The following is a 19,064-nucleotide window of genomic DNA, read 5'->3' on the forward strand; positions in this document are numbered from 1 at the left end:
TGGACCCAGGAGAAAGGCAGGTGGCGGCAGTGCCCAGGACGACGGACGGGGACGGGACTCCCGTTCCGCAGCGGCTTCTCGCCGCCGCCACCCGGCTCTTCGCGGAGCAGGGCTACGACCGCACCTCCGTGCAGGAGATCGTGGAGGCGGCCGGCGTCACCAAGGGGGCGCTGTACCACTACTTCGGCTCCAAGGACGACCTGCTGCACGAGGTGTACGCGCGCGTGCTGCGCGTCCAGCAGGAGCGGCTCGACGCCTTCGCGAACGCGGACGAGCCGATCGAGAAGCGGCTGCGGGGCGCGGCCGCGGACGTGGTCGTCACGACCATCGAGAACCTCGACGACGCGATGATCTTCTTCCGGTCCATGCACCATCTGAGCCCGGAGAAGAACAAGCAGGTGCGCGCGGAACGCCGGCGCTACCACGAACGCTTCCGCGCGCTGGTCGAGGAGGGCCAGCGCGCGGGCGTCTTCTCCACCGCGACCCCGGCCGACCTGGTCGTGGACTACCACTTCGGTTCGGTCCACCACCTGTCGACCTGGTACCGCCCGGACGGCCCCATGACCCCCCAGGACGTCGCCGACCACCTCGCCGACCTGCTGCTGCGCGCACTGCGCCCCTGAACCGCACAGGACCGGGCGGCCCCGCCCACGGGGCCGCCGGTCCTTCTGTCCCCGCGGGCGCCGCCTACAGGTACTTCTTCAGCTCCCGGCGGGCCAGCGACCGCTGGTGCACCTCGTCGGGGCCGTCGGCGATCATCAGCGTCCGGGCGCTCGCGTACAGCTCGGCCAGCGGGAAGTCCTGGCTGACCCCGCCCGCGCCGTGCAGCTGGATGGCGCGGTCGATGATGTCCACGACCGCGCGCGGCGTGGCGATCTTGATGGCCTGGATCTCGCTGTGGGCGCCGCGGTTGCCGACGGTGTCCATCAGCCAGGCGGTCTTCAGCACCAGCAGCCGCAGCTGCTCGACCGTCACCCGGGCGTCCGCGATCCAGTTGTGCACCACACCCTGCTGCGCCAGCGCCTTGCCGAAGGCGGTCCGGGAGACGGCCCGCCGGCACATCAGCTCGATGGCCCGCTCGGCCATGCCGATCAGCCGCATGCAGTGGTGGATCCGGCCCGGACCGAGCCGCGCCTGGGCGATGGCGAAGCCACCGCCTTCCTCTCCCACCAGGTTCGACACCGGCACGCGCGCGTGGTCGAAGACGACCTCGGCATGGCCGCCGTGCGAGTGGTCCTCGTACCCGAAGACCTGCATCGCCCGCTTGACGGTGACCCCCGGGGTGTCCCGCGGGACCAGCACCATGGACTGCTGGCGCCGGATGTCCGGGCCGTCCGGGTCGGTCTTCCCCATCACGATGAAGATCTTGCAGTCCGGGTTCATCGCCCCGGAGATGTACCACTTGCGGCCGGTGATGACGTAGTCGTCGCCGTCCCGCTCGATGTGGGTGGTGATGTTGGTGGCGTCGGAGGAGGCCACCTCCGGCTCGGTCATGGCGAACGCCGAACGGATCTCGCCGGCGAGCAGCGGCTCCAGCCACTGCTTGCGCTGCGCCTCGTCGGCGAACTGGGCCAGCACCTCCATGTTGCCGGTGTCCGGGGCCGCGCAGTTCAGCGCGGTGGGCGCCAGGTGCGGGGAGCGGCCGGTGATCTCGGCGAGCGGCGCGTACTGGAGGTTGGTGAGACCGGCGCCGTACTCGGCGTCGGGCAGGAAGAGGTTCCACAGGCCCTGCCTGCGGGCCTCGGCCTTCAGCTCCTCGACCACGGCCGGGGTGTCCCACGGCGAGGCGAGCGCGGCCCGCTGCTCCTCGGCCACCGCCTCCGCCGGGTAGACGTACTCGTCCATGAAGGCGAGCAGCTTGGCGCGCAGTTCCTCGGTGCGCGCGTCGAACGCGAAGTCCATGGCCGGTCAGCCTTCCTGAAGAGTGGTCAGTCCGTGGTCGATGAAGACGGGCACGAGCTCGCCGATCCGGTCGAAGCCCCGCCCGAGCGTCTGGCCCTGCGTGTACCGGTAGTGGATGCCCTCCAGGATCACGGCGAGCTTGAACCAGGCGAACGCCGTGTACCAGGAGATGTTCGAGACGTCCCGCCCCGAGCGGGCGGCGTACCGCTCGACCAGTTCCCGCGGCTCCGGATGGCCCGGCGCCTCGGCGGTCGTCGACACCGGCGAGTCCGGCGCGCCCAGCGGCCGGCTGTACATCACCAGCAGGCCCAGGTCGGTCAGCGGGTCGCCGAGTGTGGACATCTCCCAGTCGAGGATGGCCTTGATCGTGTCGTCGTCGCCGATCAGCACGTTGTCCAGGCGGTAGTCGCCGTGGATGACGGCGGGCGCGGGGGAGTCGGGCAGCCGGCGGCCCAGGGTGGCGTGCAGCTCGTCGATGCCGGCCAGTTCCCGGTTGCGGGAGGCGTCCAGCTGTTTGCCCCAGCGCCGCAGCTGCCGGTCGAGGAAGCCCTCGGGCCGCCCGAAGTCGGCGAGGCCCACCTCCGCGGGGTCCACGGCGTGCAGGTCCACCAGCGTGTCGACGAGGGAGAGCACCGCGTTGCGGGTGCGCTCCGCGCCGAGCGGGGCGAGCTGACCGGCGGTGCGGTACGGGGTGCCCTCGACGAACTCCATCACGTAGAACGGCGCGCCGAGGACCTCCTCGTCCTCGCACAGCAGCACCGGCCGCGGCACCGGCACCTCGGTCGGGTGCAGCGCGCTGATCACCCGGTGCTCGCGCCTCATGTCGTGCGCGGTGGCCAGGACGTGACCGAGCGGCGGCCGCCGCACCACCCAGGTGGCGGCGCCGTCGGAGACCGCGTAGGTGAGGTTCGACCGTCCGCCCTCGATCAGCCTTCCGGTCAGCGGCCCGGCGACCAGGCCGGGCCGCTCGCGTTCGAGCAGGCCGCGCAGCCGGTCGAGATCCAGTCCGGGCGGGTGGTCGGGGCTCATGCATCGCTCCTACGAACGAACGAACAGGACCCGACTCATGATGCCGACCGGTCGGTATGCCGTCCAGTGCGTGAGCCAAACGTGACCGGGACCACCCTGTGGCCCGGCCGGGACGAGGCGGCTCCCCGTGCGCGCAGGACGGGGAGCCGCCGATCGGGGCCGGCCGGATCAGTGGTCGTCCCAGTGACCTTCGTGCTCGGCGTGCCGGTGGCCGTCGTGAAGATAGTCGACGTGGTCGCCGTGCAGGACCCCGGTGTGCCCGCAGCCGTCGCCGTGCCGGTGCTCGTGGCCGTCGTGGGTGACGTGCGTCTCGGGCTCGCACTCGTCCCAGTGGCCGCCGTGCTCGCGGTGCAGGTGCCCGTTGTGCGCGTAGTCGACGTGGTCGCCGTGCGGCACCTGGTCGTGCCCGCAGCCCGGTCCGTGGCTGTGACCGTGCGCGGTGTGTTCCTGGTGAAGGGTGGTCATGGTGCTCGCCTTCAGGGGTCCGGAAGTCGGGGATGCGGCGGTACGCCGACGGACAGGCTGCCACGCGCAGGACGCATATCCGGTCATTCCGGTTGCGTGGCGCCCGAGTACCCCGGGCGTCCTATACGACCAGTGCCGTGGCGCAGACCGCGACGGCCACCGTGCACAGCACCGCGGCGGTCGCCTGCCGCGGGGCCAGCGCAGGAGGGCGATCGTCGGCCGCCAGGGCGCGGATGCGGCGGTTGGCGACGAGCAGGAACCCCAGCCACAGCAGGCAGACGGCCGCGCAGGCCACGACCCCGACGGCCGAGGTGCTGTCGTGCAGCGCGGCCTTCGCGGCGAGTGTCGCGGCCACCGTGGCGGAGAGCGTCGTACGGCGCCAGGCCAGCCGGGTCCGCTCCGGCTGGAGTCCGGGGTCCCGGGCGGGCTCGGTCACCCCTCCCACCCCACGAGCACGACGAGCACCATCGCCACGGCGACCACGGCGACGACCACGCTCAGCAGGGCCGGGAACCGGGACACCGGGAGGTCCTCGCCGCGCCGCATGGCCCGCTCGCAGCGCATCCAGTGGTTCACGGCGCGCAGGGAGCACAGCACGCCCGAGGCGAGCAGAGCGAGCGCGAGGCCGACGCGCCAGCCCCAGCGGAGGTCCGGCAGGAACTGGTCCACGGCGAAGCCGCCGCCGATGAGCGCGAGGGCGGTGCGCAGCCAGGCCAGGAACGTCCGCTCGTTGGCGAGGGAGAAACGGTAGTCCGGGGTCGTGCCCTCCTGCCGTACCACCTCGGGGGCGAACCACAAACGGACGTTCCGCGCGAATTCGATCACGTGTAGCAAGACTACCCGGGGGTGCGGCGCCGTGGTCGTTCGGCTGCGGCTCCGTGGGGGGGTGACCGCGCAGTTCCCCGCGCCCCCTACGGGGCGCCTCAGCCCCGATGTACCCGTAGCCGCTCCCACGCCGCCAACCCGTCCGGTACCCACTCCCACTCGCCGAGCCGGGACGCCAGTTCCTCCTCGCTGAGGAAGTCGTGCCACGCCACCTCCTCCACCTGCGGCCGCACCGGCAGCTCGCAGCGGACCTCGTACACCGCCGACCACCAGCTCTGCCCGGCCCCGTTCTCGTACAGGAACTTGAACAGGAACGCCGGCCGGGGCAGACCGGTCACGCCCAGTTCCTCCTCGGCCTCCCGCAGCGCCGCGTCGTCGTAGGACTCGCCCGCGCCCACCACACCCCCGACGAACATGTCGTACAGGGAGGGGAAGACCAGCTTGGTGGCGGTGCGGCGGTGGACGAAGATCCGGCCGGACGCGTCCTTGGCCTGGATGAAGACGCAGCGGTGCCGCAGGCCCCGGGCGTACGCCTCGCCGCGCGGGGCCTGCCCGGTCACCCGGTCGTTCTCGTCGACGATGTCGAGGATTTCGTCAGCAGCGTTCATGCCGCCATCCAAGCAGGCCCGTGGCGGAGGGCGTCAGCGCGGCTGGAGGTCGAGGGACGGCTCCCGCGGCGCCGCACCCCGCGGCATGGCCGGATGCAGCCCGAGCAGCACGATGCCCGCCACGACCGCCGCGAGCCCCGCCGCCTCCCAGGCCAGCGCCCCGGTGTCGGTACGCAGCCGGTCCCCGAGGAAGCCCACCCCGCACAGGATCCCGGTGAGCGGCTGGGCCGCGGTGAGCGCCGGCAGCGACATGCGCAGCTCCGCCGTCTCGAACGCGCTCTGCACGAGGATCAGCCCGGTCACCCCGAGCACCAGGACGCCGTAGGGCTGCCAGCCGGTCAGCACCTCCATGATGCCGCCCTCGGAGAAGCGGGTGCTGGTGACCCGGGTCAGCGCGTCCTGGACGCCGTAGAGCAGACCGGCGGCGAGGGCGAGCAGGGTGGGTCCGGCGCTGAGCCTCGACCGCTTGGCGCAGGTGGTGAGCGCCAGGGCGATGCCCACGACCACGCCGATGATCAGCCAGTGGCGCAGCGGGTCGGCGATCGCGTGACCGCCGCGCGGCTCGCCCGCCAGGATGAACGCGGTGACACCGCCGGCGAGCAGCAGCAGACCCGCCCAGCCCTGGTGGCTGAGGGGGTGCTTGGTCTGGTGTCTGGAGAGCGCGAGGGCGAACAGCAGGTTCGTGGCGAGCAGCGGCTCGACGAGGGAGATCTCGCCCTTGCCGAGGGCGACCGCCCCGAGGACCATCCCGGCCACCATCAGGCCGATCCCGCCCAGCCAGCGCGGCACCCTCATCAGGTCCAGCAGCAGCCGGGGCGAGAGGAAGTCGCTGAGCGGAGCCTGCTGCGCGACGTTCTGCTGGAGCACGAACCCGAAGCCCAGGCAACAGGCCGCGCTCACGGCGAGAACCAGAACCAGTACGGACACGCTGCGTACCTCGATCATGCGGCCGGGCTACGGGGGGCGTAGTGGCCGACTGTAGCGCTGCCGGATGGGTGGTGCTCCGGGAGTACCCGGAACCGGGCGACGGACACGGTCACGGTGCCCGGGTCGATCGCGGAGGGTGGCGCTGGGTGCCGGACCGTACTGCCATGGTCCGACGCCCGGGCGGCCCGCGCCATGGCGTACGCCACAGCCGGCACCCGAAGCCCTGCGGTCACGGTACGCCAACCGGGGACCCGTTCGCGTCAAGTTCCCGCCGTTCCAGGGTAGTTGAACACAGGACCAGTATCGCTCGGCTTGACGCAAAGTCTTGGCGGGGGGTTTGCTGTGCGTGATCGGCCGATGGCAGCCCGACAACCAGGAAGTTCCGCGGTGCCCCCAACCCCGCCCCTCGTAGGCCCAGGCCGGGCCGTCGCCGAAGGTCCCCGCGCGACCGCGCGCCCCGGATGCGCCCACTGTCCGGACGACGCCCTCGACGACGCCGAACTCATCTCCGCGCGGGCCGCGTTGGCCCAGGGCCGCTGGCAGTCCGCCCGCTCCCTGTTGCTCCACACGGGTGAGGACTGGGACCGCCGGGGCCACCGGGTCGCCGTCCTCGCCCGCGAGCCCTACGCCGTCGCCTGGTCCCGCGAGTGGCTGCTGGCCGAGCCCGGCACGGCCGACGCCGCCACCCTGTACGCGCTGACCCTGGTCCGGCGGGCGCTGCGCGGCAAGGAGCCGCCCGAGCGGGCCCGCGAGGCCTGCGGCAGCGCGGCCGCGCTCGCCCCCGCCGACCCCACCCCGTGGCTCGGCCTGCTCCTGCTGGCCCGGCACCTCGGCACCGACGAGGAGGTCCGGAGCGCCTTCGCCGAGGTGCGCCGCCGCCACCCCGAGCACCATCACGCCCACCACCTGATGGCCGCCCGGATCGCGGAGACCGAGTCGCAGGGGTCGTACGAGCTGTGCGCCTTCGCCGAGCGCTCGGCCGCCGAGGCGCCGGCGGACTCGCCGCTCGCCGTCCTCCCGGTCGTCGCGTACAACGAACGGCACCGGGTGCTGGCCGCCACCGGCGGGGCGCCCGCAGATCCGGCCGCCGCCGGGCACTGGGCCGAGCCGTCCGCCCGGCGCGCCCTGAACGCGGCCTTCGACTGGTGGCTGGAGTGGGGCATCGAGGAGCACCCCCGCCGCCACATCGACCTCAACCACCTCGCCCACGCCACCTCGGGCGCCGGCCGGTACGCCGAGGCCGCCGCCCTCTTCCAGCGCATCGGCCGGCACCACACCGAGGTGCCCTGGTCGTACCCGGACCGCGACCCCTGCGAGGCGTTCCGGGCGGCCCGGGCCCGCGCGCACGGAGCTTCATGAGAAGAGGTTGTGGATTTCTTACGGCCGCCGGTTTCCGGGACCATCGCCGCCCCGACGGTGTTCGAATGAGGACGTGAACTCTGAACTGTCCGGCGAGCCGCGGCACACCGAGGAGGGCAGCCCGGTCGGCCGCCGGGTGTTCCTCGGCACTCTCGGTCTCGGCGCGCTCGGCGTGGTGACCGCGCCCGTGCTGCAACGGATCACCGAGTCGGTACTCGGCACCTTCTCCGGCAAGGACCCCACCGGCCTGACCGGGCTGCTCCCGAACGGCGGCGGATTCCGCTACTACTCGGTGACCGGTTCGGTGCCGGACAAGAACGCCGCGAACTACCGGTTGCGGATCGGCGGCCTGGTCGACGAGCCGCGCACCTACAGCCTCGCCGACCTGCGGGCCCTGCCGCAGACCCGGCTGGTCAAGGACGTGCAGTGCGTGACCGGCTGGCGGGTGCCCGACACGCCCTTCGAGGGCGTGCGCCTCTCCCACCTCCTCGACCTGGCCGGTGTCAAGGACACCGCCAGGGCGGTCCACTTCACCTGCTTCGACGGCGCGTACACCGAGAGCCTCACCCTCGACCAGGCGCGCCGGGCGGACGTCCTGGTCGCGCTGCGCATGCAGGACAAGCCCATCGGCCACGACCACGGCGGCCCGGTCCGCCTCTACGTCGCCCCGATGTACTTCTACAAGTCCGCCAAGTGGCTCTCCGGCATCACCGTCACCGACACGGTGGAACCGGGCTACTGGGAGAAGCTGGGCTACGACGTCGACGCCTGGGTCGGCAAGTCGAACGGACGCGACGATGAGCCTACGAGCTGAGGCGCCGCCGGCCGCGGACCGGCTGCACCGCTTCACCGCCGCCGAGCGTTGGGTGCACCGCACGACGGCCGCCCTGATGGGCGTCTGCGTGGTGACGGCCGCCTGCCTCTACATCCCGCAGCTCGCGGTCCTCGTCGGCCGCCGCGAACTGGTGGTCCGGATCCACGAGTGCGCGGGCCTCGCGCTCCCGGTCCCGGTCCTCCTCGGCCTCGCCTCCCGCGCCTTCCGCAGGGACCTCGGCTTCCTGAACCGCTTCGGCCCCCACGACCGGCTCTGGCTGCACGCCGCCCTGGCCCGCGACCGCCGGCCGTCCTCCCGCCCGGCGGGCAAGTTCAACGCCGGGCAGAAGATCTACGCGAACTGGATCGCCGGTGCGAGCCTGGTCATGCTCGTCACCGGCCTGATGATGTGGTTCACCCATCTCACCCCGCTCATGTGGCGCACCTCGGCCACGTTCGTCCACGACTGGCTGGCCCTGACGATCGGCGTCGTCCTGGGCGGCCACATCGGGATGGCCCTCGCCGACCCGGAGGCGAGACGGGGTCTGCGCACCGGGTCGGTGAGCCGCGAGTGGGCCGCACGCGAGCATCCGCTGTGGCGGCCGTAGCGGAAGGCCCGCCGCCACCGCCGGACAGCCCCTAGATCACCAGGGACAGCAGCAGGACCAGGGCGCCCGCCACCACGGAGATGATCGTCTCCATCACCGACCAGGTCTTGATCGTCTGGCCGACGCTCAGGCCGAAGTACTCCTTCACCAGCCAGAACCCGGCGTCGTTGACATGGCTGAAGAACAGCGAACCCGCGCCGACGGCCAGCACCAGGAGCGCCGTGTGGGCGGTCGACATGTCGGCCGCCAGCGGGGCCACCAGGCCGGCCGCCGAGACCGTGGCCACCGTCGCCGAGCCCGTCGCGAGCCGGATCGCCACCGCGATCAGCCAGGCCAGCAGCAGCGCCGGTATCGACCAGTCCTTGGATATCTCCAGGACCATCTGGCCCACACCGCAGTCGATCAGCGTCTGCTTGAAGCCGCCGCCCGCGCCGACGATGAGGAGGATGCCCGCGATGGGCATCAGGCCCTTCTCGACGGTCGCCGAGATCCGTTCCCTGGTGAACCCGGCGGCGCGGCCCAGCGTGAAGATGCCCACGATCACCGCCGCGAGCAGGGCGATCAGCGGGGAGCCGACCACGTCGAAGACGCGCTGGACGGTGTGCGCCGGGTCGTCGACGACGACGTCCACCAGGGCCTTGGACAGCATCAGCACGACCGGGAGCAGGATCGTGGCGAGCGTGGCGCCGAAGCCGGGGCGCCGCTCCAGCTCCTCCGAGGGACGGGCGGCGATCATGCGGTCGGGCACCGGCACGTCCACCCAGCGGGCGGCGACCTTCGAGAAGAGCGGACCGGCGACGATCACGGTCGGGACGGCGACCAGGACGCCGAGGGCCAGGGTCACGCCCAGGTTCGCGTGCACCGCGTCGATCGCGACCAGCGGGCCGGGATGCGGCGGCACCAGGCCGTGCATCACGGACAGACCCGCGAGGGCCGGGATGCCGATGCGCATCAGGGAGTAGTGGCCGCGCTTGGCCACCATCAGCACCACCGGGATCAGCAGCACGATGCCGACCTCGAAGAAGAGCGGCAGCCCGATCACGGAGGCGATCAGCACCATCGCCCACGGCATCGCCCGCCCGGAAGCCTTCGCGAGGATCGTGTCGACGATCTGGTCCGCGCCACCGGAGTCGGCGAGCAGCTTGCCCAGGATCGCCCCGAGCGCGATCAGGACACCCACTCCGGCGACGGTGGTACCGAGCCCGGTGGTGAAACTGGTGATCACCTTGTCCAGCGGTGCCCCGGCGAACGCGCCCAGCGCGAGCGAGCCGATGGTCAGCGCCAGGAAGGCGTGGAGCTTGAACTTGGTGATGAGCAGGACGATGACAGCGATGCCCACGAGCACGGCGATGCCCAGGCGGGCGTGGCCGGCCGAGGTGATGGGCGCGACGGTGTCCGCTGCCAGCATCTCGACGCTGAGTCTGGTCACGGGGGGTTCCTTGTGTTTGTGTGGCCGAGTGGTCGGGTGGCCGACTGGGGTGGTGACGCGGGTTACCGCGCGGTCAGGTCGGGAAGCGTGTCCAGCGCGCGGACGGCCCGGGCGGTGATCTCCTCGGGTGTGCCCGAGACGTCCACCGCGACACCCGGCTCGTCCGCCGCCAGCGGTTCGAGCGTGGCGAACTGGGAGTCCAGCAGCGCGGTCGGCATGAAGTGACCCTGCCGGTGCGACATCCGGTCCGCGATGAGCTTCCGGTCCCCGGTGAGGTGCACGAACACCACCGCGGGGGCGGCCGCGCGCAGCCGGTCGCGGTACGACCGCTTCAGCGCGGAGCTGCTGACCACCCCGCCGAGCCCCTCCCGCCCGTGCGCCCAGGCGCCGATGGCGTCCAGCCACGGCCACCGGTCGGCGTCCTCCAGAGGGTGTCCGGCCGACATCTTGGCGATGTTGGCCGGCGGGTGGAAGTCGTCGCCCTCGGCGTACGGGACGCCGAGCCGGGCCGCGAGCAGAGGACCGATCGTGGTCTTGCCCGTGCCGGCGACGCCCATCACCACGACGACGTGGGGGGTCCGCATCACTGCCTCGCTGTCCTCCTCGACATGGGACACCGGCAGACGACATCCGGTGCCGGCCTCACTGAAACCCATTAGGTACGACGAATTCAAGAGTGTGTGACATATAAGTCTGACTTTTTAGTCCTGTGATCCACTCTGTACGCTGAGTGCATGAGCACACCGGGCAGGGGGCTGCACGGCCGCGTACTGGACACCCTCGGCCCCGAGATCACCGCGGGCGGGTACCCGCCGGGCAGCGTCCTGCGCACGGACGAACTGGCCCAGCACTTCGAGGTGTCGCGGTCGGTGATGCGCGAGGCGGTCCGGGTCCTGGAGTCCATGCACCTGGTCGAGTCCCGCCGCCGGGTAGGCGTCACCGTCCGGCCCAAGGCCGAGTGGAACGTCTACGACCCGCAGGTGATCCGCTGGCGGCTGGCCGGCGCCGACCGCCCGCACCAGCTGCGCTCGCTCACCGTGCTGCGCTCCGCGATCGAGCCGGTGGCCGCCCGCCTGGCCGCGCGGCACGCCACGGCCGAGCAGTGCGCCGCACTCACCGAGTGCGCCCTCGGCATGGTGGCCAACTCCCGCGGCCACCGCCTGGAGCAGTACCTCGTCCACGACATGGCGTTCCACCGGGTGATCCTCACCGCGTCCGGCAACGAGATGTTCGCCCGGCTCGGCGACGTCGTGGCCGAGGTCCTCGCGGGCCGCACCCACCACGAGGTGATGTTCGAGGACCCGGCCCCGGGCGCCGTCACCCTCCACGTGCAACTCGCGGAGGCGGTACGGGAGGGCGACGCGGACCGCGCGGAACGGCTGACCCGCGAGATCACGGTGGGCGCCCTGGAGGAACTGGACATCCTCGCGCCCTGAGCGGGACTACTCGTCCGGGAAGTCGCCGTCCACGTACACCCACGCCCCGTCCACCCGCTCGAACCGGCTGCGCTCCAGCAGCGAACCGCCCCGGTAGGACGCGCGGAAGGTCACCGTGCCGGTGGTGTGGAAGGCCGAGCCGTCGGTCGTCCCGAGGATCTCGAGACCCGTCCAGCGCATCGCCGGGTCGAGGTCCAGCCCCGGCGGACGCGTCCGCGGATGCCAGGTCCGCAGCAGGTAAGCCGCGTCCCGCTCGACGAAGGCGCTGTACCGCGAGCGCATCAGCCGCTCCGCCGTGGGCGCCGCCGCCTCGCCCCGGTGGAAGCGGCCGCAGCACCGCTCGTACGGCTCCGGGAGGCCGCAGGGACAGGGGGTGCCGTGAGCCGGTGCGGGGGCGGGCTGCCGCCGGGGCTGCGGGGTGCGTCGGGCCATGGACCTATGGTCGCCTACGCCGACTCGGCATTGGTGGGCGGCTGCGCGGGACGCGCCGGGACCGGCTGGGTCGGCAGCGCGGGCAGCGCCGTGCGGTGCACCCAGGCGTCGAACAGCCCGTCGAGCGGCTCGTCCGCGAAGCGGTTCACGTGCGCCGTGAACGTCGCCGTCGTCACCGCCCCGCCCCGGTGCAGTCCCGTCCAGGCCCGCAGCATGTGGAAGAACCGGTCGTCGCCGAGCGCGCAGCGGATCGCGTGGACGGTGACCCCGCCGCGCTCGTAGAGCCGGTCGTCGAACATGGCCTTCTTGCCGGGGGCGGCGATCCGGATGTCCTGGGGCAGCCCGGACAGCAACCGGTGGGCGACGGCCGCCAGTTGCTGGGCGCTACGGCCGCCGGAGCGCTCCGACCACAGCCACTCCGCGTACTTCGCGAGCCCCTCGTTCAGCCAGATGTGCCGCCAGTCCGCGATGGACACGCTGTTGCCGAACCACTGGTGCGCCAGCTCGTGCGCCACCAGCCGCTCCGAACTCCGCGCCCCGTCCACGTGGTTGGCGCCGAACAGCGACAACCCCTGCGCCTCGACGGGGACGTCGAACTCCTCGTCGGCGACGAGCACCGCGTACTCGTCGAAGGGGTACGGCCCGAACAGCCGCTGGAACAGATCCATCATCGCGGGCTGGCGGGCGAAGTCCCGGGAGAACTGGGGCAGCAGCTGGGCCGGTATGTGCCCGTGCATCGGCACCCCGCCGAACCCCGGGTCCCCGAGCAGGACGGTCTGGAACTTGCCGATCGCGAGGCTCACCAGATAGCTCGACGTCGGCGCGGCCTGCTCGTACACCCAGGTCGTCGTGGACGCCTTGGTGGTCCGGGTGAGCAGTCGGCCGCCGGCCACCACCGAGTACGCCGACGGGCAGGTGACCGAGATCAGGTAGGACGCCTTGTCGGCCGGCCGGTCGTTGCACGGGAACCAGGAGGGCGCGCCGACCGGCTGGCTCGCCACCAGCGCGCCGTCCGTCAGCTCCTCCCAGCCGATCCCGCCCCAGGGGCTGTTCACCGGCCGCGGGTTGCCCGACCAGTGGATCTCCACGGTGAAGGCGGCACCGGCGCGCGGCGGCTTCGCGGGCTTGATCCGCAGCTTGCCGCCCCGGTGCGTCCAGTGCGGCTGGCGGCCGTCCACCCGGATCCGGCCGATCTTGAAGTCGGCCAGGTTCAGCTGGAACTCGGGCAGCGCGGCACGGCCCGCGATCGCGTTGATCCGGGCCATGCCGGACAGGCGGTTGGGTCCGGGCCGGTAGTCCAGCGTGAGCTCATAGCGATGCACCCGGTACCGGGGATCGCCGTTGTCCGGGAAGTACGGGTCCGGACCCGCCGACTGCTGCACTGCCACTTCCGCGTTCGCTCCCTGCGCTGTGCTCGAACCGTCTCTCGGCGCGCCGACGCCCGCGGCCACCGTCGGACGGCCCGCGCTCAGGGACGCCATGCCTCGATCGGGTTGCCGAGCCAGCGGGTGTCGTCGGGGACCGACTCCGCCGCCATGACGAGCGACGCGGGACCCAGGGTGGTACGGGCCCCGATCGTGCTGCCGGGCAGCACGATCCCGCCAGGGCCCAGCGTGGCGCCCTCACGGAGAACCACAGTATCCGTCCGCAAGATCCGGTCGTGGAAGAGGTGAGTCTGCAGGACACAACCACGGTTCACGGTGGCCGCGTCCTCCAGGGTCACCAGATCGGTCTCCGGCAGCCAGTAACTCTCCACCCAGACACCCTCGCCGATGCGCGCACCGAGCCCGCGCAGCCAGGCCGTCATCACCGGAGTACCCGGAACCGAGCCGGCCAGCCACGGCACCGCCAGCACCTCCACGAAGGTGTCCGCCAGCTCGTTGCGCCACACGAACGCACTCCACAGCGGGTGCTCCCCGCTGCGGTGCCGCCCGACCAGCGCCCACTTGGCCACCACGGAGACCAGGCCCGCCACCGCACCGGCACCCAGGAGCACCAGCCCCGACAGCAGCGGCGCCCACCCGCCCAACGCGCACAGCGCGGCCACCGTCAGCCCCGCCAGCGCCACCGAGCACAGCACCGGCACGATCCGGCACGCCTCCACCAGCGCCCGCGCCCACAGCAGCCGCGCCGGCGGCTCGTAGGTGCGGCTCTGGTCGCCGTCGGCCGCGCTGCGCGGCAGCTTCACCGGCGGCAGCCCGAGGTACGAGGTGCCCTTCTTGGCCTTCTTCGGCGTCGCCGACAGCACGCCCACCAGACCGCCGTCCGGCACACTGCGCCCCGGCGCGGTCATCCCGGAGTTCCCGAGGAACGCCCGCCGGCCGATCTCCGCACGGCCGATCCGCACATAGCCACCGCCGAGCTCGTACGGCGCGGTCAGCGTGTCGTCGGCCAGGAACGCGCCCTCGCCGACCGTCGTCAGGCTCGGCAGCGCGAGCACGGTCGACACCTCGGCACCCCGGCCGATCCGCATCCCGAGCAGCCGCAGCCACACCGGGGTGACCAGACCGGCGTACAGCGGGAACAGCGTCTCGCGGGAGCGGTCCATCAGCTGGGACACCGTCCACGCCTGCCAGCCGATCCGGCTGTGCGTGGCGTGCGTACCGACGCGCAGCCCCAGGCTGAGCAGCCGGACGGCGACCAGGATCAGCAGGGCGTACGCAAGACCGAACGCGAGGGTGGCCGGCACCAGGGCGACCGCCGCGCCCCGCAGGGCCTCGCCCAGACCGTCCCCGGGAGCCACGAAACGCCCGGCGACCAGCAGTGCGGCGGCGCCGGACAGCACCGGAAGCGCGCTCAGACCGAGACCGGTCAGGCCGTACATCACCCGCCAGTGCGTACCGCGCCGCGGCCGCTGCTTCGGCCAGTTCCGCTTGGCCTTGCCCAGCTTGACCGCCGGGGCGCCGGCCCAGCGCTGGCCCGTCGGGACCTGCCCGGTGACCGCCGAACCCGGGGCCACCTCGGCGCGCTTGCCGACCCGGGCGCCGGGGAAGAGCATGCTGCGCGTCCCGACGACCGCGTGGGCGCCGATCCGGACCGCGCCGATCACCAGCCGGTCGCCGTCCAGCCAGGAGCCGGACAGGTCCACCTCGGACTCCACGGCCGCACCGCGGCCCACCTTGAGCAGCCCGGTGACCGGCGGCAGCGAGTGCAGGTCCACCTCGGGGCCGATCCTGGCGCCCAGCGCCCGCGCGTACCGCTCCAGCCAGGACCCGGTCAGCGTGGTCGCCCCGGCGAACTCGGCGAGCCGCTCGGCCGTCCACAGCCGCAGGTGCACCGAGCCGCCGCGCGGGTACCGGCCGGGCTGCACGCCCCGCAGCAGCAGCCGCGCGCCACCGGCCGCGACCGCGATCCGGCCGGGCGGGGTGAACAGGGTCACGGCCCCGGCACCGACCAGCCACCAGGGCGCGGTGGGCAGCCAGCCGTAGCCGGGCAGCAGGTTGCCGAGCGCGGCCAGCACCAGCGTCCAGCGCAGCCCGAGCAGCGTGAACAGCGGCAGCAGCACCATCAGCTGCACGAACTGGGCGCGGCGCGGCACCGGCGCGATCGTCCGCCGCGCGCCGTCGTCCTGCGCGGACGCCTCCAGCCGGCGGGCCAGCTTGCGCAGCATCGGCTGCTGGTAGATGTCGAGGACGGCCGCGCTCGGGTAGCGGGTGCGCAGCCGGGTGGTGAGCTGGGCGGCGGACAGGCTGCCGCCGCCGATCGCGAAGAAGTCGTCCGAGGCGCTGCTCACCGGGGCGCCGAGGACCTCGGCCCACTGCTCGGCGAGCCACGCCTCGGTGCCGTACAGCTGCTCGGCCGGGCCGCCGCTCTCCAGGTCCTCCAGGGGCCACGGCAGCGCGTTGCGGTCGACCTTGCCCGAGGTGCGGGTGGGCAGCTCCGTCACGGGCGCGAGCAGCGGCACCAGGGCCGCGGGCAGCTCGGCGCGCAGCTTCTCGACGGCCGCCGCCCGGTCCCAGCCGTCCTGGGTGACGACATAGCCGACCAGCAGCGGGTTGCCGCCGCGCGCGGTCCGCACGGCCGCCGCGGCCCCCGCGACACCGGGCAGCGCCTGGAGGGCCGCGTCGACCTCGCCGAGCTCGATCCGGCGGCCGCCCAGCTTGATCTGCTCGTCGGCACGCCCGAGGAACACCAGCCCTTCGCGGTCGGCCCGTACCAGGTCACCGCTGCGGTACGCCCGCTGCCAGCCCAGCGACTCCAGGGGCGCGTACTTCTCCGCGTCCTTCTCGGCGTCGAGGTACCGGGCCAGGCCGACCCCGCCGATCACCAGCTGGCCGCTCTCGCCCATCGCCACCGGCTCGCCCGCGTCGTCCACGACGGCCAGTTCCCAGCCGTTCAGCGGCAGCCCGATGCGGATCGGCTCCGCACCCGTCATCAGGGCGGCACAGGCGACCACGGTGGCCTCGGTGGGCCCGTAGGTGTTCCAGACCTCGCGGCCCTCGGTGACCAGCCGCTGCGCCAGCTCCGGCGGACAGGCCTCGCCGCCGAAGATCAGCAGGCGGACGTCGTTGAGCGTCTCGGGCTCCCAGAGCGCGGCCAGCGTCGGCACGGTCGAGACGACGGTGATCTCCTGCTCGACCAGCCAGGGCCCGAGGTCGGCGCCGCTGCGGACCTGGGACCGCGGGACGGGCACCAGACAGGCGCCGTAGCGCCAGGCGAGCCACATCTCCTCGCAGGAGGCGTCGAAGGCCACGGACAGCCCCGCCATGACCCGGTCGCCGGGGCCGATCGGCTCCTCGGTGAGGAACAGCGCGGCCTCGGCGTCCACGAAGGCGGCGGCGCTGCGGTGGGTGACGGCGACGCCCTTGGGCCTGCCGGTGGAGCCGGAGGTGAAGATGATCCAGGCGTCGTGCTCGGTGCCGGGGCGGCCGGCGGCACGCGCGTCCGCGCGGCGCACCTCGATCTCCAGACCCGCGCCGAGCACGGCGGCGACCTCCGCCTCGCCGAACACCAGGGCGGCCCGCTCGTCCGGGTCCTCGGCGTCCACGGGGACATAGGCGGCACCGGCCGCGAGAACTCCGAGGACGGCGACATACAGGTCGTTGGTGCCCGACGGCACCCGCACGCCCACCCGGTCGCCGAGTCCGATCCCGGCCCCGGCCAGCCGTCGCCGCAGCCGCTCCACCTCCACCGCGAGCGCGCGGTAGGAGAGCTGGGCGGTGCCGTCGTCCAGCGCGGGCTCGTCGGGGTGGGCCCGTACACTTGCCTCGAACACGTCCACGAGCGTGCGCGGCGACGCCGCCGCCCCGGCCGAGAACCGTGCCGTGTTCCCGAACTCCTCGCGGATCTCTTCGTCGAGCAGGCCGAGAGCACTGCTCTCGTCTATCGCTGCCATCCGGTCCTCGCGTCTCGTTCCCGGAACCCTCCGGGGCGCCGGCGGGCCCTCAGGTCTGCCTGGGGTTGTCCGGCTCCGGCTGGGTACAAGCCGGAAATTTTAGTACGACGCTAGGCTCACGGTCCTGTCGCGGCCACCGGGGAGCGGCCGTTCGTGGCACTCGCTTGAATCTTGGAAAACCTCTGACCAGGCGTTCTCCGGCCGCGACGAGAGATGGCCCACACAGCGTGATGCGGGCCAACTCCGTGTGTCCGGCGGCGGGTGCGGCGACGGCCGGTGCCGTGGCGGGGAGGGGAGAGGATCGCCGCGGAACCGGCCGTCGTCGTGGGGCGGGCAGGTGGTCACACGGCGCTGACCTCGGCCCAGATGGACTTGCCCCAGGGCAGGTTGCCCACGCCCCAGCGGCCCGAGCACAGCGCGTCCAGGATGAGCAGACCGCGCCCGCGGTCCCGCTCCACGGAGATGGGCCGCAGCCGCGGGTGGCGGCCCAGCGGATCGTGCACCTCCACCCGGGTCCGGGAGCCGTCGCTGTCGATGACGAGCCGCACCGGATCGTCCGGGTCGGTCTCGTAGCGCAAGGAGTTGGTGACCAGCTCGCAGGTGACCAGCGCGACGGCGTCGATGTGGTCACGGGAGGCGTCCGGTAGGTGGTGCGTGATGAAGTCACTCACGTACCGCCGTGCCGCCCCGGCCGACTGGGGTTCGCTCGCCAGTAACAGGACCGGCGGCGGGGCGACTTGCAGTGCACGGGGTTCGGTCGTGGTGCTCCGCTGGCGTTCGATCATGTGGATCCCCTCACGGGCATGTCCCAACGCAGGCACGGTGGTTCGCCATGCGAGTGCGGTCACTTTCGTATTTCCCGGATTCATGGTGCCTTCCCGGCACAGTCGATCGCAATACGTACCGCGGGATGTGAAAAATTGCGCACCGGGTCGAGAGAGTTGCGGCACAAGTCGTCAGCCGGTGGCGAGGGTTGGGGCGGCACGGCAGACTGTCGGGCAGTTCACCGCAGAGAAGGGGGAACCTGTGAGCACGCCCACGGTGCGCCGGCGTCGGCTCGGTGCGAAGTTGCGCGACCTGCGCGGCGAACTCACCCTCGACGAGGTCGCGGAGCACTCCGACGGCGCGTTCGTCTCCTCGAAGCTGTCCCGGATGGAGACCGGCAAGACCGCTCCCAAGGCGGCCGACATCCAGGCGTTGCTCGACCTGTACGCCGAACTCGGCCGTGACGTCAGCGACGAGCTGCGCGCGGCCCTGATCACGCTCACCAAGGAGGGTGGCAGACGCGGCTGGTGGCACTCCTACCGGGGTGTCCTCACCCCGGTGTACGAGGACCTCATCAGCCTGGAGGCCGAGGCGGAGACGGTCTCCACCTGGCAGCTGGGCATGGTCCCCGGACTGCTCCAGACCGCGGAGTACGCCCGCGAGATCATCCGCGCGACCGCCATGTCCGAGGCGGTCGAGGCGCGGGTCGACGCGCTGGTCGAGGTACGGCTCGCACGCCAGGCCGTCCTCACCCGCGACAGCGACCCCCTGGCGCTCTGGGCGATCATCTCCGAACAGGCCCTGCGCTCCACCACCGAGGATCCCGCCCTGATGTACGAGCAGTTGGGGCGCCTGCTTACGATGGGGCGGCGCCCGAACATCAACATCCAGGTGTTGCGCTCGGACGCTCCCCTCCACGCCGGGCTGACCGGCACCTTCAGCATCCTGGGCTTCGGTCCGCACACGGACCTGGACGTCGTCCACCAGGAAGGGCTGACCTCCGCCCTGTACATCGAGGAACGTGATCGGGTCTCCACGCACCGGGCCGCGTGGCAACGCCTCACGTCTGCCGCCGAGTCCGTCGAGGCGTCGGTGGAACTGATCACCCAGATAAGGAAGAACGAATAAGGA

At 72.5% G+C, this 19,064-nt stretch carries 19 protein-coding genes; 6 read left to right on the top strand and 13 right to left on the bottom strand.

The window, feature by feature from the left end:
* Window positions 1-29: 29 nt before the first annotated feature.
* Window positions 30-623, top strand: coding sequence for a TetR/AcrR family transcriptional regulator (locus ACZ3KP_RS19770; RefSeq protein ID WP_467501059.1), 594 nt, complete (start codon window positions 30-32; stop codon window positions 621-623).
* Window positions 624-687: 64 nt separating this feature from the next.
* Here ACZ3KP_RS19770 and ACZ3KP_RS19775 read toward each other — a convergent pair whose 3' ends face one another.
* From ACZ3KP_RS19775 to ACZ3KP_RS19805, 7 genes are all read right to left on the bottom strand, one after another.
* Window positions 688-1,902, bottom strand: a complete 1,215-nt coding sequence (locus ACZ3KP_RS19775) for an acyl-CoA dehydrogenase family protein (protein WP_358977497.1) — start codon at window positions 1,900-1,902, stop codon at window positions 688-690.
* 6 nt (window positions 1,903-1,908) lie between these two features.
* A complete protein-coding gene (locus tag ACZ3KP_RS19780; RefSeq protein WP_467501060.1) occupies window positions 1,909-2,931 on the bottom strand; it encodes a phosphotransferase family protein in 1,023 nt (340 codons plus the stop codon).
* Between the two features lie 168 nt (window positions 2,932-3,099).
* The gene (locus ACZ3KP_RS19785; RefSeq protein ID WP_467501061.1) at window positions 3,100-3,396 is read right to left on the bottom strand and encodes a hypothetical protein; all 297 of its coding nucleotides are present in this window, start codon (window positions 3,394-3,396) and stop codon (window positions 3,100-3,102) included.
* 121 nt (window positions 3,397-3,517) lie between these two features.
* Entirely contained in the window at window positions 3,518-3,841 is a 324-nt protein-coding gene (locus tag ACZ3KP_RS19790) for a DUF202 domain-containing protein (RefSeq protein WP_467501062.1), read from the bottom strand.
* On the bottom strand, window positions 3,829-4,221 hold the full coding sequence (locus ACZ3KP_RS19795; RefSeq protein ID WP_132889092.1) for a YidH family protein: 393 nt from the start codon (window positions 4,219-4,221) through the stop codon (window positions 3,829-3,831). The genes ACZ3KP_RS19790 and ACZ3KP_RS19795 overlap by 13 nt, the downstream gene beginning before the upstream one ends.
* 98 nt (window positions 4,222-4,319) lie before the next feature.
* Window positions 4,320-4,829 carry an NUDIX hydrolase gene (locus ACZ3KP_RS19800; RefSeq protein ID WP_467501063.1) on the bottom strand — a complete coding sequence of 170 codons (510 nt, stop codon included), beginning with the start codon at window positions 4,827-4,829 and terminating at the stop codon, window positions 4,320-4,322.
* Between the two features lie 33 nt (window positions 4,830-4,862).
* Window positions 4,863-5,756: a DMT family transporter gene (locus ACZ3KP_RS19805; RefSeq protein ID WP_467501064.1), complete on the bottom strand. Its 894-nt coding sequence runs from the start codon at window positions 5,754-5,756 to the stop codon at window positions 4,863-4,865.
* Between the two features lie 387 nt (window positions 5,757-6,143).
* Between ACZ3KP_RS19805 and ACZ3KP_RS19810 the strand changes: the two genes are divergently transcribed.
* The 3 genes from ACZ3KP_RS19810 to ACZ3KP_RS19820 all read left to right on the top strand — a co-directional run bounded on the left by ACZ3KP_RS19810 (window position 6,144) and on the right by ACZ3KP_RS19820 (window position 8,536).
* Window positions 6,144-7,115 carry a hypothetical protein gene (locus tag ACZ3KP_RS19810; RefSeq protein ID WP_467501065.1) on the top strand — a complete coding sequence of 324 codons (972 nt, stop codon included), beginning with the start codon at window positions 6,144-6,146 and terminating at the stop codon, window positions 7,113-7,115.
* Window positions 7,116-7,188: 73 nt separating this feature from the next.
* On the top strand, window positions 7,189-7,929 hold the full coding sequence (locus tag ACZ3KP_RS19815; RefSeq protein ID WP_467501066.1) for a molybdopterin-dependent oxidoreductase: 741 nt from the start codon (window positions 7,189-7,191) through the stop codon (window positions 7,927-7,929).
* Entirely contained in the window at window positions 7,913-8,536 is a 624-nt protein-coding gene (locus ACZ3KP_RS19820; RefSeq protein ID WP_467501067.1) for a cytochrome b/b6 domain-containing protein, read from the top strand. Before ACZ3KP_RS19815 ends, ACZ3KP_RS19820 begins: the two co-directional genes overlap by 17 nt.
* A gap of 31 nt (window positions 8,537-8,567) precedes the next feature.
* Here ACZ3KP_RS19820 and ACZ3KP_RS19825 read toward each other — a convergent pair whose 3' ends face one another.
* Together ACZ3KP_RS19825 and ACZ3KP_RS19830 are read right to left on the bottom strand one after the other, a co-directional pair.
* Window positions 8,568-9,965 (bottom strand): GntT/GntP/DsdX family permease, encoded by a 1,398-nt coding sequence (locus ACZ3KP_RS19825; protein ID WP_467501068.1) that lies wholly within the window; start codon window positions 9,963-9,965, stop codon window positions 8,568-8,570.
* A gap of 62 nt (window positions 9,966-10,027) precedes the next feature.
* On the bottom strand, window positions 10,028-10,549 hold the full coding sequence (locus ACZ3KP_RS19830; protein ID WP_467501279.1) for a gluconokinase: 522 nt from the start codon (window positions 10,547-10,549) through the stop codon (window positions 10,028-10,030).
* A 150-nt stretch (window positions 10,550-10,699) separates the two neighbouring features.
* Here ACZ3KP_RS19830 and ACZ3KP_RS19835 point away from each other — a divergent pair, with 150 nt between their 5' ends.
* Entirely contained in the window at window positions 10,700-11,401 is a 702-nt protein-coding gene (locus tag ACZ3KP_RS19835) for a FadR/GntR family transcriptional regulator (protein ID WP_467501069.1), read from the top strand.
* 6 nt (window positions 11,402-11,407) lie between these two features.
* Here the strand turns inward: ACZ3KP_RS19835 and ACZ3KP_RS19840 are convergent, their stop codons facing one another.
* The 4 genes from ACZ3KP_RS19840 to ACZ3KP_RS19855 form a co-directional block, all read right to left on the bottom strand.
* Window positions 11,408-11,833: a YchJ family protein gene (locus ACZ3KP_RS19840; RefSeq protein ID WP_467501070.1), complete on the bottom strand. Its 426-nt coding sequence runs from the start codon at window positions 11,831-11,833 to the stop codon at window positions 11,408-11,410.
* Window positions 11,834-11,847: 14 nt separating this feature from the next.
* Entirely contained in the window at window positions 11,848-13,221 is a 1,374-nt protein-coding gene (locus ACZ3KP_RS19845) for a M1 family metallopeptidase (RefSeq protein ID WP_467501071.1), read from the bottom strand.
* An 80-nt stretch (window positions 13,222-13,301) separates the two neighbouring features.
* Window positions 13,302-17,168, bottom strand: coding sequence for a Pls/PosA family non-ribosomal peptide synthetase (locus ACZ3KP_RS19850; protein ID WP_467501072.1), 3,867 nt, complete (start codon window positions 17,166-17,168; stop codon window positions 13,302-13,304).
* Window positions 17,169-17,509: 341 nt separating this feature from the next.
* The gene (locus ACZ3KP_RS19855; RefSeq protein ID WP_132889101.1) at window positions 17,510-17,953 is read right to left on the bottom strand and encodes an ATP-binding protein; all 444 of its coding nucleotides are present in this window, start codon (window positions 17,951-17,953) and stop codon (window positions 17,510-17,512) included.
* Window positions 17,954-18,194: 241 nt separating this feature from the next.
* On the opposite strand from ACZ3KP_RS19855, the gene ACZ3KP_RS19860 reads away from it, so the two are divergent.
* The gene (locus tag ACZ3KP_RS19860; RefSeq protein WP_358977527.1) at window positions 18,195-19,061 is read left to right on the top strand and encodes a helix-turn-helix domain-containing protein; all 867 of its coding nucleotides are present in this window, start codon (window positions 18,195-18,197) and stop codon (window positions 19,059-19,061) included.
* Window positions 19,062-19,064: the final 3 nt, after the last annotated feature.

The sequence above is a fragment of the Streptomyces sp. NPDC020958 genome (assembly GCF_055562175.1).